We start from the raw sequence: 15,580 nt of genomic DNA on the forward strand, positions 1-15,580 counted from the left end.
ATGCTCCAGGTGGCATGCGGCTTTTCCACTGAGGAACTCCCGATGAGCAACGCAGCACCGCGGCCGCACGGCGTCTATTCGCCGGTGGTGACGCCGTTCCATGCGAATCTGCAACCCGATTACGAGCGCTATGTACGCCACTGCCGCTGGCTGGTCGCGCAGGATGTCGGGCTCGCGGTGTTCGGCACCAACTCCGAAGGCAATTCGCTGTCCGTCGGCGAGAAAAAGCACTTGCTGGATGCGTTGATCGACTCTGGCATCGCACTCGAACGATTGATGCCGGGCACTGGTTGCGCGGCACTCAGCGATTCGGTCGAGCTGACTCGCCACGCGCTGCAGCGCGGCTGCCATAACGTGTTGATGCTGCCGCCGTTTTACTACAAGGGCGTCAGTGACGAAGGACTGTTTCGCAGCTACGCGGAGATCATCGAGCGGGTCGGTTCGACCGATCTGCGTATCTACCTGTATCACATTCCGCCGGTATCGCAGGTGCCGATCAGTCTCGCGCTGATCGAACGATTGCTACACGCGTATCCCGGCGTCATCGCCGGCATCAAGGATAGCTCCGGCGACTGGAACAATACTCGTGCGATGCTCGAACGTTTTCAGCCGCATGGATTCGATGTATTTGCCGGCAGCGAGAACTTTCTGCTCGCGACGCTGCGCGCGGGTGGCGTCGGCTGCATCACGGCGACGGGCAACGTCAATCCGGCACGTATCGTCGAGTTGTATCGCCACTGGCAGGACGCCGATGCCGATGCACGTCAGAAGGCACTCGATGCGACGCGCGCCGCGTTTGCGCGATATCCGATGATCCCCGCATTGAAGGCGGCCATCGCGATCTATTCGAACGATTCGGGATGGGGCACGGTGCGCCCGCCGTTGGTCGAACTCAACGAGACCGACCGCGCGGCACTCGGCGACCTGCTGAACGCGTCGGGCTTCACGATGCCCGGCATCGAGCAGGTCGCGGCGACAGTCTGATCATCCTTTACCGAGTGGCGGCCGGCCAGGAAACCCCGCCATATTGCTCAGTTGCGCCAGCTCGTTGGCCGCGTCGCGCAGCAGCACCGAGTACTCGTGAATCTTCTCGGCAGTCAGCCGCACACGTGGACCGGCCAGACTGATCACGCCGACGCAGCGCGAGCCGCTGACCACCGGCGTCGCCACCGCTGACATGCGCGGCGCAAACACCTCGTCGATCATCGCGTAACCCCGTACGCGCGCTGCGTGCAGAAAACCCAGCAGCGCTTTCAGCGTCGTCGGCGCATTGGGGCCGAACTCATTCGGCTGCCCGAAACCCTGCTTCAACACGAGGGCGATTGCCTGTTCGTCGGTCATCGTCATCAGCCACGCGTGTCCGGTCGACGTGCATGAAAGCCGCGCCGCCTGACCCATGTCGGGATCGTAGCGAAAGCCGACGCGCTGTCCGTCCGCCTTACCCACCCAGATAATCGCCTCGCCGTCGACCAGCGATAGCCGCGCCAGCTCACCGGTCTGCGCGGCAACGCGTTCGATGATCGGTTGAGCGATATCCGCGATGCCGGTCAGGCTCAGGAATTCGAGCCCGTTCGACGTCATGCGCATGGTCAGAATGTAACGGCTGTGGTCGACCAGTTGCCTGACATACCCGCCTTCGACGAGTTCGTTGAGCACGCGGTGGCACGTGCTGCGCGGCAACGACAACGCGTCGGCAATGGCCACGAGGCCCGCGCCCTCACCTTGCGACGCCAGGAAATCGAGAATCCTCAGGCCGGTTTTAAGCGACATTTCTCGTTGTTCTCACAATATAAAATGCAGTTCCGCTGCGGAACGCCCCTCCTTTACAGCGCAAACAATAGCACTTGTTCGTCGCCAGAAACGAACGTTTCAACATATCGAGAATTGGAGACAACATGTCATTTTTTGCTGACTCAGACCTCGCCGCTGAAGAGCAGTCGGCGCAGGCCCACTTGATGGCGCGTCGCGCGGTTGCAGGGGCAACCGTCGGTACGGCACTCGAATGGTTCGACTTCGCGCTGTATGGCGTGGTCGCGGCCACGATCTTTCCTAAGCTGTTTTTCCCGTCGCTGGACCCGACCGCCTCGCTGCTCGCATCACTCGCGAGCTTTTGGGCCGGGCTCGCCGCGCGCCCGCTCGGCGCGGTGATCTGCGGGATGCTCGGCGACCGTTGGGGGCGCCGCAAGCTGATGCTGGTCACCGTATCGGTGATGGGTGCGTCGTCGTTCCTGATGGGCTTGCTGCCCACCTACCACCAGGTTGGCATCCTCGCGCCGACGTTGCTGGTCTCGCTGCGGATCATCCAGGGTTTCGCGCTCGGCGGAGAATCGACGGGCGCGCAACTGATGGCGGTCGAACATGCGTCCGCCACGCGACGTGGATGGTATTCGGGCCTGCTCGGCATCTGCTCGCCGCTCAGCCAGATTCTCGCCAATTTCGCGCTCTTCACGTTGGCCGCGCTGCTTTCGTCGGACGACTTCGATGCGTGGGGATGGCGAGTCCCGTTCCTCGCGAGCTTCGTGCTCGTGCTGCTGGGCATCTATATCCGCAGGAAGGTTAGCGAGACGCCGGCGTTCGAAGCGCTCGGCAAGAGCGGTGCGCGAACCCGTGCGGCTAATCCGCTCGGTATCGTCTTCAAGTATCACTGGCGCACCGCGCTGCGTCTGACGCTGTTCTTTTGCGGACCGGCCGCGCTGTTCTATCTGATCGTGGTGTTCTCTCTCAGCTATCTGACGAAACATCTCGGCGTGCCGAAGCAGACGGGTTTCATGCTGTTGATGGTCGCCAATGTGTGCGCGATCGTCGGCGCGCTGGCGGGCGGCTATCTGAGCGATCGGATCGGACGCAAACGTGCGCTGATGCTCGGCTCGTTCTGCACGCTGATCTGCTGTCTGATCTATTTCCCGATTCTCAACCAGAACTCGATCGCGATGACGATGGCCGTGATGGGCGCGTTCCTCGGCTTCACACAGTTCCAGAGCGGCATCCAGCCGGTATGGTTCGCCGAGTCCTTTCCGACCGAGGCGCGCTACACCGGCTCCGCGCTGTCGTACTCGGGCGCCAATCTGCTCACCGGCGGCCCGATGCCGATCGTCGCCGTCGCGCTGCTCAATGCTTTTAACGGCTCCCCGTGGGCGATCGTAGCGGTCTGCGGCTCGCTGAATCTGCTGTCGTTCCTGATGATCGCGATATCCCGTGAAACTCGCGGCACGGCCCTGGAACGCTCTTCGACACATTGAAACCATGACTCGCAAACTCTACATCCTCAACGGCTCCAACCTGAATATGCTGGGCGTCAGGGAGCCTCAGCTTTACGGCAGTACCACGCTGAAGGACATCGAACAGAACTGCCTGACGCTCGCCGATGCGCTGAAATTCGATTGCGTATTCCGCCAGACCAACAGCGAAAGCGAGTTGATCGACTGGATTCAGGAAGCGTTCCTGCAGGACGCCGCGCTGATCATCAATCCGGCTGGCTTTTCATTCGGTCGCATTCCGGTGCTCGACGCGGTCAAGCTCATTCGCCGGCCGGTCGTGGAGTTGCATATCACCAATATCCACAAGCGCTCGGAAGAATATCGGCACTCGACGATTTCGGTGGCGGCCACCGCGGTGATCTGCGGCGCGGGAGCGAACGGATATCTGCTCGCGATTCGTGCGATTGACGATTTGTGGGGCAGTCAGAGTTGAGGCGGTAAAGCACGCGCCGGACGTGGGTCGGTCCGGCGCCATTCCCGAAGTACGGCTCGGCGCCACGATCGCACCCAGCCCAACACAATCGAGCACGACCTCCAGAAACCCGACGCAGCTCGAACATCCATCCCCCACCCGCCACCCAACAGCCCCGATACAGCGGGGCTTTCAGGCCTTCTGCAGCCGATTCAGGAAAGCGACATCACGTAAGGAATAAAACGTTTGCCAGGGCGTTCTGGAATTGTCTCGGAACTCAAATCGCCCCAAGGACACATTGATGAAAGTCGCCATCCTGACCCGAAGCGCCGCTTTATTCCACTCGATCAAAGAATTTTTCGAAACCCGCGATCAGTTCACCTGCGTGCAATGCGCGGACCTGCCGGCCGTGGCATCGCTTAGCCGAGGCGACCTCGCGCTCGTCATCGTGGATTCCGGCAATGACCCGCGCTTGTATATGTCGCTGTTGTCGTGGCGAATCTGCCATTGCCTCTTCACCTTGCCGTGTATCGTGATCGGCCATTGCTTCGACAGCGCCAGCATGATCGATGCGTTCAGCGCAGGCGTCGACGATATCGTCGTCGGGCCGTTGAACCTGACCGAACTGTACGCGCGCTCCATCAGCACGCTGGATCGCTATCGCAGCGTCAACACGCAAAGGCCCGATCGCATCGATTTCGGCCCGTATTCGCTGGACAAACAGGCCGGCACCGTCACACGCGACGGCATCCTAATCGCTCTGACTGCATTCGAATTCGCGGTGACCTGGCTGTTCTTTTCCAATCCGGGCAAAGTTCTCACGCGAAACTATATTGCGCATGCGATCTGGGGCAAGGACCTCGACCTCGTGTGGCGAACCCTCGAACAGCACATCCATAAGATGCGGCGCAAGCTGAAGCTGGGTAATGCCAGCGACGTACGCATCAAAACGGTCTACTCGCTCGGCTACCGTCTCGAATTCGACGACAACAGCGAACACGCTGAAGCGATCAAAAGTGATTCGGCCGGATATGGTCGAAACAGTGCAAATTCAGTACATCTTCGCCAGGATATGTTTGCTCGAATTCGACCCGTTAATCAAAACCATGTAGGGCAGCATTCGATCTCCTGAATCGCCAGCACGCTATAGCTACCTCTCTACTGACCGTTACACACATCGATAGGCCCATGGCTCACGAGCTGCGAAGCTCGTATTCCTCGATGTCAACTCATTGATTCAGGCCTTGCTCAGCACGAGCAATGCAATCAGCGCACTGCGTCGTGCGCCGACCGTGTTCGTCTTCGAGATACGTAGCCATGCCAATTTAAATTAAGGCTAATAGAAGGAATAAAGAGCGCTTCAACGACATGCAATCAGTCCAATAACGTTCGACAGATTTTTCGGAATAAACGCAAAAGGCAAGGCGTTTTGCGTAGGCAACAACGAATCGACCCATCACCCACCAATCAGGAATTAACATGCGCACACTTGCAACCGCTCTTTCACTTGCAGCCGTTACGGCATTCGGTCTCTCCGCGTGCGGCGGCAGCAGTTCGGATTCCAATCCACCGCCGCCCGCCTCCACCGCCGGCACGTTCAAGGAAACTGTTCTCGTCTCCGACGGCAGCGTCAGCGCACCGAACATCGATCCCAATCTGAAGAACGGTTGGGGCGTCGCGTTCAATCCGACCGGCACGTTCTGGGTCGCGGACAACAACACGCAGAAGTCGACGCTCTATGACGGCAATGGCGTGGTCCAATCGCTCGTCGTCACGATTCCGCCCGCTGCGAGCGGCAAGCTTGCAAGCCCCACCGGCATGCTGTTCAATAGCACGCCCGACTTCTCCATCACCGCGAATGGCGCCACCTCCAACGCGGTGTTCATGTGGGCGACACTCGCCGGCACGATTGCCGCATGGTCGCCGAAGGTACTGCCGACCCAGGCTGTCACCGTGCATGACGACGGTGCAGGCGCGGCCGAATACACGGGGCTCACCATTGCGAGCAACGCGGGCGCGAGCACGCTGTACGCCGCCGACTTCCACAATGGCAAAGTCGATATGTTCGACAAGACGTTCACGAAGCTGTCGGTTGCGGGTGCCTTCACCGATCCGACTATTCCGGCCGGCATGAACCCATTCGGTATTCAGGCGATCGGCAGCACGATTTTCGTGTCGTACGCGAAGCTCGGACCGGACGGTCTGAAGCAGCAGAACGGCGCGGGCAACGGTATCGTCGATGCGTATGATCTGTCGGGTCATCTGCTTCGCCGCATCGCCAGCGGTGGCGTGTTGAATTCGCCGTGGGGCATGGCTGTCGCGCCGGCCAAATTCGGCGCTGTCAGCAATGATCTGCTGATCGGCAATTTCGGCGACGGCACCATCAATGCGTTCGATCCGAATACCGGTGCACCGAAGGGCGCGCTCACGCAAACGGACGGAACCAAGGTGACGCAGCCGGGCCTGTGGGGTATCGAGTTCGGCAACGACGTCGATAATCAGCCGTCCAACACGCTGTTCTTCGCGGCAGGCCCGACGCCGACAACCGGTGTGTTCGGTCGCATCGATAGCTCGCAATAACATCGTTCGATAAGAAAAAGCGCCGGGCCAGAAGAAGTTCTGACCCGGCGCTTCATGACGTCATCAAACCGCGGCAAGACTGCGGCAGCGAAGGTCTTTAATGTCCACTCATGCCGGCAACCGCCTCTTCACGCGTGCGGCGCTCGTACGACACGCGATATGTCGCGGATCGCGCGGCAAGCAGCGGATCGGCGGATGGCGCGATGCCGTCGGGCAGCATCGTCGGATCGAACACGATATCGCGGCACGGACCATCGACTTGTGTCTGCGCCCGCTCGATAACCAGCGTGCCCACGTCGATGCGTGGCCGCCGCGACGTTGTCGCCCATTGTCGTGTCGAGTCATCGATCACGTCGCCCGGCATCGCAATGTTCAGCATCAGATGCCAGCGCAACGGGCCGTTAGAAAGTTGCGCCATCAGGCCGTAAAGCAGGAAGTCCGGATCGCGTCGCTGCTGTGCATCGGCGGGAACATAGGCATTGTCGGGCACCACCTCCCAGCGCACGAAGCGATTGATACCGTGCACGTCGGTCATCCGGAACGCGCTGATGCCGTAGTACGTCGCGTTGTCGTAACGGGATGACGGCGGATGTTGATCGACGAACCGATCAAACGCGCGGACCTCCGGATGGCTGTTCAGAAACGCCTGCATTTTCGCGGGGTCTGCACGACCGGTCCGCGGATCGCGCGCGTCCGCGTTCAGTTGCTCGAACAACGCCTGCGGCGTGCGTACGGCGAAGATCGGTACGGAGTTCATCGCGAGGCGCCAGTCTTCGCCGCGCGGTAGCGCCATACGCAGCGCAAAGCTGCGCACCGCGCCGTTGCTGTCGTTTTCGCGGGGATCGCTGCCGGGCATCGACAGCCGCCCGACCACCGGATAACGGCCGCGCACGAACGCACTGGCGCGCGACACCAGTTCGCCCTGTCCATTGCTGTCGAAATAGCCGCTTACGCACACGCCTTTCGCGTGATTGCGCCGGAAGCCGGGATGCGGTGTCGTGGTCGCCTCGAACGCATCGACGATGCGCGGCGCGCTCAGCCGTGATGAAAACCATCCGCCACACCAGACGAACAGCGCGGCGAGCGTCGCGGGTACCCCGACGACTACGAACCATCGCAGCGCCAGATCAAACCGTTGAGCGCGGGGCGCCAACTCGCGCGAGCGCCCGGCCTTCATCGGGCCCGCGTGGCCGGAGATCGAAGCTCGCGGCAACGCGGCATCGGCGTTGCGAGTCGACATGAAACGCAACGTTGAACGCAACGTGGAATGCGACGACGTGCCAACTGATCAATAGCCCGGTACATGTGCTCGACGCCGGCCGGATCAGCCCCGGCGAATGTCGTTACGCGCGTCGTTGCTGCTGACGGTGGCCGACACTTCGCCGTTGTACAGCTGCTTGCCGAGCGCGCCGAGATCGGCGGCAGCAGGCTCGCTAATCAGCGCGTAGCCGAGTTGCCCGCGACGCCACGTGACCACCTTCATGCCGTCGACGCTGGTACTCGACGGCGCCGCGTCGGCCTTCGCCTCTTTCAGCACGCACAGCGCGACCGGATTGCCCTTCTCGGGCAGATAGACGATCTGCACCAGCGGCTTGCCGTGAAACCGCAGCCGCTGTACGCGCTTGAACGTCAGACCCTGACTGCTCAGATCGGGAATCTGCAACGCGAGATTATCGACCTCGCGAATATCGGAGACCGTGCGCGCGGTCACCTGCGAATCGGGTTGCAACTGCGCGATCGTATCGCGCGTGTAAAGCTGCTGATAGGCCGCTGCCGCGCTGACCCACGGCGACATGCCGGAATCGTTCGACGCACTGATGAAGCTGCCGCCACCCGCCAGTTGCGGCACGAGATGCAGTCCGATGCCGGCGCAGAATGCACCGGCAACGAACGCCACCGCAAGCTTCGGCCACGACAGCCGCGGCAGTGATCGCGCGCGCGGCTTGAGCCGATGCACATTGGCGCCGGCGCTGGAGAGTTCTTCGGCGTCGCCATCATTGCTGGCGTCGTCCATGCGTTGCACCGGCTGAGCCGCTTGAGCTGGCTGAGCTGGCTCTGCGGACGCGCGCGCCAGGTGTTGACGAATCAATTCGTCGACGCTGCGGCTCAAGGACTCGGGCACAGGCGGTATCACCTGTTGCCCGAATGCTTCGTCATAGGGGAGTTGCGACGCGCGCAGCATCGACACCCGCGATGCAATTTCGTCGGATTCGCGGATCGCCGCCTCGACTTGCGCGCGTTCGTCCGTCGACAGCTCGCCGTCGACGTAGGCCAACAGATTGGCGTCATCGATCATCATTGCGTTGCTCGCTGGGTTCTGACGGCCCGCGCCGCCGGGGCGTCGCGGGTTTCGAATTGCGCGCCGATGGTTTGCCGCGCGCGGGACAGCCGGCTCATGATCGTGCCGATCGGCACGTCGAGTACTTCGGCTGCTTCGGCATAGCTCAATCCTTCGACCGCGACCAGGATCATCACCGTACGTTGCGCTTCGGGCAGGCGCTCGACGGCCGCGATGATTTCCGTGTTGATCAGCGTCGTTTCAGGATTGCGCGCACCAGGATCGGGCACGGTCTCGAGAAAGTTGTCGTCCCATTCGAGGCTCGAACGCATGCGCACGCTGCGCGCGCGCAACTCGCTGATCCAGGTGGAATGGACGATGGAAAACATCCAGCTCAGCGGTGAAGTGCCCGGCTGCAATTGATGAGCGCGTTCGAGCCCGCGCACGCAGGCACGCTGAACGAGATCCTCGGCGTCGTGCTGATTGCGGCACAAGCGCAGAGAAAATGCCCAGAGCCGTGGCAGCATATCCGGCAGAAGACTGGGCAGATTCTCGACATCTGCTGTTGACATGATTGACTGGCTAAAAGCAGGAATTGCCGGCCGGCCCGCCGACCGAAACTTGGCCAATACTGCAGAGTAAGAAAGCCCGGCGATTGTACAGCGAACGTTAAATATTGTTCTGCCGCAATAACAAGGCGAGGTAGGCCCAACATAAGCAATTTCCATTGCAGTCACAAGCGCGGAGCCATCGTGGCAAGGCCCTTCACGCGACTTTGCCAGACGCGGTGCGCACCAGAAAAATTGTAAGCAAATGCTAGCGGGTTTATTCCTGAAGCGGGACTGTCTAAACGAACGGATTTCCGACGCTAAACAAATTAACGAAAAGCTTTCAATGAGTCTTTATCTCCGGCATTAGCCATAGCCGGAAAAGAACATAGCGTCGGCAATCCACGCACCGCCCAACGCTCCAGGCGACACCGGTACTCCGCTTTGCAGCGAATAGCGCGAGATCTTTGCGGCGACTCGAACGATCGCGCGGAGTCGCCGTCAACTTGGTCCGCTATTTATAGAACACATATTCCGCGAGGTAGGGAGAGCTGCCGACCTCATCCGCCGTCGAGCACGCTTGCGACGGCATCACGCCGCCCATCGTGTTCACCCGTTGTACATAGCGCACCGACGACAGTATTCCGTTTGCGCCGGTGCTATGGGTTTCGAGCAAGAGTTGCGGCACGCTTGCTTTTGTGCTGCTCGGCCACTGCGCGATTGCATGCCCGACAATGCGGCTGCCGTCTTCCGCTTTCCATGACGGCCCCGCTGAATGCGTAACCACCGCGCGGCCGCTCGCGTCGTATAGCGTCGCCTGCGGGCTCCTGAACACCCATTCAGGATGATGTTGCGCGTCGAACTTGCACACATAGGTCTGTACGCCGGATGCGACCAGTGTCATCGCGCGCTCGGCTCCGGGCGGATCGATGGCGGACGACGGCGCGACGGCGGGCGTCATCGCACAGGCACTTAATGTCAATGCGAGGGCAATGATCGACACGCCCGATTGCAGAAGATTCGTGGACATGGATTTCTCCTTGAATGGATGGCGAAGAACACGCAATACGGTCCGCGCCGGATCAGACACGCTCGAAGTTGGCCGATGCAAACGCCCAGTTCAGATGACTCGAAACGGTTGCCACGAGGTAATCCGGACGGCGATTCTGGTAGTCGAGGTAATACGCGTGTTCCCAGACGTCGACGGTCAATAGCGGCACCAGACCGCGCGTAGTCGGCGTTTCAGCATTCGTCGACTTGATCACTGCAAGCTCGCCGCGATCGACGACGAGCCATCCCCAGCCGCTGCCGAATTGCGATGCCGACGTCGCCACCAGAGCTTTCGACAGTGCTTCCATAGAACCGAATTTGCGTTCGATCGCCGCTTGCAGTTTTGCGCTCGGCGCGGTCGCGGCGGGACTCAGCGAATTCCAGTAGAAGTTGTGATTCCATGCCTGCGCGGCATTGTTGAATACATCGGCCAGCGCCGGCTGATCGTGCGACTGGATAATGATCTGCTCGAGCGACGCCTGCTGCAGCGGCGTGCCCGCCAGCAGCTTGTGCAGATTGTCGAAGTACGCCCGATGGTGCTTGCCGTAGTGAATCGCGACCGTGCGAGCCGAGATCGCCGGTTCGAGCGCATTCTCCGCGTAAGGCAGCGGCGGCAGTGTTTGCGGCGAAGCGCCGAGATAGGCGGGAACGACGCTTACCATCGGCTTCGCGCCGGTTTGCGGCGAAGCCGCTGAATCCTGCGTCGTAGTGGCGAGTGCAAACCTGGAGAGCGCGGCACCGGCTGAAGACAACAATCCGGTTGCAATCAGGCGACGGCGCGAAATAAGCGTTTTAAACATGGCGAGTCCGTAGGTGTGGGGAGAATGCGGCCACCGTTCCATTGCCGGTTGGCCGAGGCTGCACCCACATAACGCCGGACTCGCGCGTCTATTCCCTGTTATTTCGACACCCGTGATCTGCTCGCGTAGCCGACGAAACATGACAGCACAATGACAGCCTGGTCGCACAAAGTACTATTTCGTAAGCCAAGGGCCGAGCGCAGCGATGCTGCCTCGGCCCATTAGCGTCGAGAAGTCCCTTACCAGTCGCGGCAAGAACCGGAACTCGCTCGCGGGTCTGGTCAGAACTCGATAACCCGCGGCGTCAGCAACACGAGCCGTTGCATATGGCTATCCGAACTCTGGTGATAGCGGAACAACGCACCGAGCACGGGGATCTTCGACAGCCCCGGCACGCCCGACACGCCGTTTGTATTGCTGTCGACCTTATAGCCGGCAATCAGCAGGCTCTCGCCCTGATAGATCACCGCTTCGGTATTGATGCTGCTGGTGGTGACCACCGGAATCTTCGACACCTCTTCGCCGGTGATATGACCGTCCTCCACCGCGACTCGCAGCTTGATCTCGGTCTTGTCGCCTTCGTTGACGATCATCGGCATCACGCGCAACGACGTGCCGACCGACACGCTATACAGATCTCCCGACGTATATCCCTGCACCGGAATGAAGAAGCGCGTCTTGCTATCCATCGTCGCCTCGACATTGTCGAGCGTCGCGACCTTGGGGCTCGAATCGATCTTCGCGAGGCTCTGGCTTTCGAGCGCGCTGATATTGGCGAGGAAGAACCTGCCGCTATTGCCCAGCACCGCGCTGAAATTGGCGCCCGGTGCGTTCGCGAAACCCCCGCTATTGATCGACGTCAGCGACACGTCGCCGCTTTGCGCATGCCAGTCGACGCCGAGTTGCTTCAGTGCGTTGTCATCGATCTCGATGATATGTGCTTCGATCTCGACCACCTGGCGTTTCACATCGAGTCGGTCGACGAGCTGTTGATATTCGCCGATACGATCCGGCAGATCGCGAATCAGCACGGTATTGGTCTGCGCATCCGCCTGGATCACCGGCAACGAGCCCGCGCTCTTCGGCACCGCACCGGTGCCCGCGCTCGCGTCCTGGCCGCCGCTTTGTCCCTGGCCGTTGCCGTAGCCGCCATAACCGCCGTCGCTATTGGCCCCGTTGGCACCACTCAAGCTGCCCGGCAACGGCGGCAGAATGCCGCCGCCCTTGCCGCCGAACGGCCCGCCGCCGCCGAGCAGACCGCTTGCGTCCGGCATCGGCGGCACGCGGTCGGTGCCCGTCGCGGCCAGATTGCTGGCGTCCTGCCGCGAGGCGGTTTGAGCATCGGTATCGTTGGACTGCTGGTAGAGGCTTTGCAGAATATGCGCAACACCCGGCACCCTGACGGACTTTCCGTCGATCATCACATCGTGATCCGCGGCCCAACCGTGCTTCAGATGAAACACCCGCACCTCGCTGCCGGTGCGGCGATCGGCGTTCTGGTCGATACGGTGCGCGAGATCGCTGACCAGCGACACGAAGCGCTTCGGCCCGGTGACGAGCGCAGTGCCCTGCGTCTCGTCGTAGGAGATCGGGAAACGGCCGTCGTCGATGCCCATTTCCTTCAGCGAACTTTGCAGCGTGTGGATGTTGGCGAAATCGAGCTTGATCAGCTGGCTGGTCACGTCGTTGGCGCTGCTGATGGACAGCACGGTGCCGTCGAAGAACCAGACGAAGCCGAAGGTGGCCGCCAGCGTATCGATGAACTTGCGCGGCGGCAGGTCGAAGGTGCCCGACACCGTACCCTGCACGTCGGGCGCAATCGTCGTGACGATGCCCTGACTGGCGGTGAAGTCGCGCAACACATCTTTCAGGTCTTTGGAATCGACGGTCAGATGCACCGTCATATGACGCCAGGCGACCGGCGCGGCATGCGCCGGGTTCATCGCGAGGCAGAGGGAAAGGCCGATGGCGCCCAGGCCGGCTTTGAGTTTCATAGTGGCAGACTTGCGAAGAAGATGAGAAGGAATGAATCAGCGTTTGATCGTGTCGGACGGCGCTTCGTTGAACTGGCGTCGATACCCGTGGACCAGCGTGGAGCGGCTTTGCACACCCCATTTGTTGGCCACGTCGAGCACGCCCTGATCGCCTTGCGCGTCGTTGCTTTGCAGCGCGGCATGAATGCGCTCCATGCGCTGCTGACGGATGATCTCGGTGGGCGTCGCGCCCAGACTGTTCTTGAATGCGCTCTGCAACGCGCGCTCGGTCACGCCGATTTCAGCCGCGACTTCGCGCACCGACAGATCGCTGCGTTCGAGGTTGTCCAGCAGATAGCGATAGGCGCGGCGATATTTGGCCGGCAGGCGCGCGGCCACGTCGTCGTCGAGCACGTCGGTCTGGTGACGGCAGCGTTGCGTGTAGGCCGCGAGCGCGCGCGAGGTATCGCGCAGGCATTGCATCGCGGTCAGCGCGTAGCGGCTGTACAGCTCCATCGAATCGTGGCTGCGGCCCTGCATCTGGCGAGTCTTCGCGGTGCAGTACAGGTACTCCAGATGACGATGACCGTGCGCGATGCGGCCGTCGCCCGCGAGCGGCGCCAGCACCGTCTCCGACATCTGCGCCGCGCCACCCGCGAGGCACGCGAGCGAGATCTCCGTGCGCAGCGTGCGCTGATAGGCGACGAGGTTATTGTTGATCGCCCACTGCAGATGCGCGTTCAACCCTTGCATCGCACTGCGCTCGCCGGCGGCCACGCGGCGCAGGTTTGCCAGAAAGTCGATGCGGCCGCGCAGCAGCGGCGAACGGATGCCGGCCGCCAACGTTGCGATACGCCGCGCGTGGCCGCATTCCGCCGGTGCGAGCAGACCCGGCTCGCTCGCGAGACTCGATTGCCAGTACACGTGGTCGCCGAGTTGCGGGTTCGAGCGCAGTTCGCGCTGCGTCGCAAGGTCGACGCGCAACGTGTCGATCAGTTCGTGCCAGTCGCCGGCTTCCGGATATTGATCGAACGACGCCACGACATCGGCTTCGATTGCATCGAGCAGGCTGACCGCGTCGCGCAGATGACCCAGTTCGAACAGCACGCACAGCATGCCGAACATGCCCTCGACGCGCCGCCGCGGGTCCACGCCCGGTTCGTCGACGACACGCGTGAAGCACGCCATCGCGGTGCCGAAGCGATGACGCTGGAATGCCTGCCATCCGGTATTGCGCGACGATGCCACGCGCACTTCGCGCTTGCTCGCGCGCATCAGCTTTTGCGACTGACGGTACGCGTCTTCGGCATCGAGTTCGAGATTGACCGACAGTTGCAGGTCGGCCTGCAACTGCACCGCGAGCGGCAAGCTCGCTTCGTCCTCGCAGGTATCGGCGAAGCGGCTCGCGCAGGTGAGCGCCGCGCTCACGCGTGCATCGCGCAGCATCGACGTCAGCCCCTCGGGCGCGGCTGTCGACGCGAGCGCCGAAATAAATGGGAAATACAGGCTAGCGAACATGAAATCCTCTCATCCAGGCTATCGGGTAGGCGCGAGAAGGAGATCGGTCAGCTATGCCCCTGCCTCGCGCAAACTGCTGTCGCATTGCAAGGCGGTCGGTATTTCGATCCGCGTGCCGCGACAGACGTCTGTGAGTAATCTACGCAACGGGCGGACGCGAATTCTCAAACAAACTGACGAAACCAACAGATTTGAAAACTGTTGAGAATCGGGGGTGCCGGTGTTGAGAATCTTTGAGGAATGGATTGGCGGATAAGCAGCGGATAAGTGTCAGGGGGACGGTTTGGTGGCCTGCGGGGGCGTACTTTCGGGCACGCTTTGCCGCAACGCATGCTGTGGCTGCTGGGCAATCTGGCGAATCTGCTCGGGAAACAGCCGCAAATCGAGCTGGTCGCGCACGTTGTTGATGAACACACCGCACGCGGTCGCCAGCATCAGGATCGCGACCGCGCCCTTGATCGGCTGGCTCAACGAACTGAGTTCGAGCTTTTGCGCGGACTTCGACGCGAGGTTGACGCCCATATCGATCAGCAGCAACACGAACAGCATCGGCGTGGCCAGCTTCGCGATCGTTTCCATCAGCGTATCGGTCTCGCGCAATACGAATACTTCGAGAAAGTCGGTGGACATCGGTGTCGACGACGCCACCGGCCACCAGCGATACGATTCGTACAATCCGCCGAGCAGAAACTGCATGCCGCCGAGCGTCCAGAACGCGACGATCGCCAGTTGGCTCAATAACGTCGACGAAGGCGTTGCCTGCTGCTGATCCATCGGATTCGAGATCTGCGCATTGTTGAAGCCGGTCAGATTGTCGAGATAGGTGCCGGCGCCCTCGGCCACCCAGAAAACGCTCGAGGCCGCGAAACCGAGCACCGTACCGATCAATGCTTCGCGCAGCCCGACCGTCAGAAGTGTCAGTCCGGTCAGCGATTGCGCGAACGACGCCGGCTGCGCGGCGGCAATATAGGCGCTGAACATCAACGCGATGCCATTGCGCAGCGTGCCGGTCACGACGCTCGATCCGGTGGGCGGAAATAACGTCATCACCGCATAGAGCCTGATCGTGCAGATGCCGAGCACGGTGAATTGCTGGATCAGCGTGGGGCCGTAGAGGCTCAACAGTTCATTCATGTGCGACTCGTTTTTGGCTTATTTGCAGGC

The 15,580-nt window shown here is 61.3% G+C and carries 14 protein-coding genes; 5 read left to right on the forward strand and 9 right to left on the reverse strand.

What is annotated here, in order from left to right; translation table 11 throughout:
- Positions 1-42: 42 nt before the first annotated feature.
- The gene (locus L0U82_RS28960) at positions 43-984 is read left to right on the forward strand and encodes a dihydrodipicolinate synthase family protein (protein ID WP_233836471.1); all 942 of its coding nucleotides are present in this window, start codon (positions 43-45) and stop codon (positions 982-984) included.
- Here the strand turns inward: L0U82_RS28960 and L0U82_RS28965 are convergent, their stop codons facing one another.
- Entirely contained in the window at positions 985-1,770 is a 786-nt protein-coding gene (locus L0U82_RS28965) for an IclR family transcriptional regulator (RefSeq protein WP_233836473.1), read from the reverse strand.
- A gap of 125 nt (positions 1,771-1,895) precedes the next feature.
- On the opposite strand from L0U82_RS28965, the gene L0U82_RS28970 reads away from it, so the two are divergent.
- From L0U82_RS28970 to L0U82_RS28985, 4 genes are all read left to right on the forward strand, one after another.
- Positions 1,896-3,239 carry an MFS transporter gene (locus L0U82_RS28970; protein WP_442793680.1) on the forward strand — a complete coding sequence of 448 codons (1,344 nt, stop codon included), beginning with the start codon at positions 1,896-1,898 and terminating at the stop codon, positions 3,237-3,239.
- Between the two features lie 4 nt (positions 3,240-3,243).
- The gene (locus L0U82_RS28975; RefSeq protein ID WP_233836474.1) at positions 3,244-3,690 is read left to right on the forward strand and encodes a type II 3-dehydroquinate dehydratase; all 447 of its coding nucleotides are present in this window, start codon (positions 3,244-3,246) and stop codon (positions 3,688-3,690) included.
- A gap of 280 nt (positions 3,691-3,970) precedes the next feature.
- Positions 3,971-4,801 carry a response regulator transcription factor gene (locus tag L0U82_RS28980; protein ID WP_233836475.1) on the forward strand — a complete coding sequence of 277 codons (831 nt, stop codon included), beginning with the start codon at positions 3,971-3,973 and terminating at the stop codon, positions 4,799-4,801.
- Positions 4,802-5,148: 347 nt separating this feature from the next.
- Positions 5,149-6,249 carry a TIGR03118 family protein gene (locus tag L0U82_RS28985; RefSeq protein WP_233836476.1) on the forward strand — a complete coding sequence of 367 codons (1,101 nt, stop codon included), beginning with the start codon at positions 5,149-5,151 and terminating at the stop codon, positions 6,247-6,249.
- Between the two features lie 97 nt (positions 6,250-6,346).
- Here L0U82_RS28985 and L0U82_RS28990 read toward each other — a convergent pair whose 3' ends face one another.
- The 8 genes from L0U82_RS28990 to sctT all read right to left on the reverse strand — a co-directional run bounded on the left by L0U82_RS28990 (position 6,347) and on the right by sctT (position 15,550).
- Positions 6,347-7,426 carry a catalase family peroxidase gene (locus L0U82_RS28990; RefSeq protein ID WP_442793704.1) on the reverse strand — a complete coding sequence of 360 codons (1,080 nt, stop codon included), beginning with the start codon at positions 7,424-7,426 and terminating at the stop codon, positions 6,347-6,349.
- Between the two features lie 147 nt (positions 7,427-7,573).
- The gene (locus L0U82_RS28995; protein ID WP_233836478.1) at positions 7,574-8,548 is read right to left on the reverse strand and encodes an anti-sigma factor; all 975 of its coding nucleotides are present in this window, start codon (positions 8,546-8,548) and stop codon (positions 7,574-7,576) included.
- Positions 8,545-9,099, reverse strand: a complete 555-nt coding sequence (locus L0U82_RS29000; protein WP_233837543.1) for an RNA polymerase sigma factor — start codon at positions 9,097-9,099, stop codon at positions 8,545-8,547. The genes L0U82_RS28995 and L0U82_RS29000 overlap by 4 nt, the downstream gene beginning before the upstream one ends.
- A 490-nt stretch (positions 9,100-9,589) precedes the next feature.
- The gene (locus tag L0U82_RS29005; protein WP_233836479.1) at positions 9,590-10,105 is read right to left on the reverse strand and encodes a DUF3455 domain-containing protein; all 516 of its coding nucleotides are present in this window, start codon (positions 10,103-10,105) and stop codon (positions 9,590-9,592) included.
- A 52-nt stretch (positions 10,106-10,157) separates the two neighbouring features.
- Positions 10,158-10,787 (reverse strand): superoxide dismutase, encoded by a 630-nt coding sequence (locus L0U82_RS29010; protein ID WP_233837545.1) that lies wholly within the window; start codon positions 10,785-10,787, stop codon positions 10,158-10,160.
- A gap of 419 nt (positions 10,788-11,206) precedes the next feature.
- Entirely contained in the window at positions 11,207-12,919 is a 1,713-nt protein-coding gene (gene sctC, locus L0U82_RS29015) for a type III secretion system outer membrane ring subunit SctC (protein ID WP_233836482.1), read from the reverse strand.
- Positions 12,920-12,955: 36 nt separating this feature from the next.
- Complete coding sequence (locus L0U82_RS29020) at positions 12,956-14,416, reverse strand: helix-turn-helix transcriptional regulator (RefSeq protein WP_233836484.1); 1,461 nt, start codon at positions 14,414-14,416, stop codon at positions 12,956-12,958.
- A gap of 270 nt (positions 14,417-14,686) precedes the next feature.
- Positions 14,687-15,550 (reverse strand): type III secretion system export apparatus subunit SctT, encoded by an 864-nt coding sequence (gene sctT / locus L0U82_RS29025; protein ID WP_233836485.1) that lies wholly within the window; start codon positions 15,548-15,550, stop codon positions 14,687-14,689.
- Positions 15,551-15,580: the final 30 nt, after the last annotated feature.

Origin of the sequence: Paraburkholderia sp. ZP32-5 (genome assembly GCF_021390495.1) — a bacterium.
Taxonomy (GTDB): Bacteria; Pseudomonadota; Gammaproteobacteria; order Burkholderiales; family Burkholderiaceae; genus Paraburkholderia.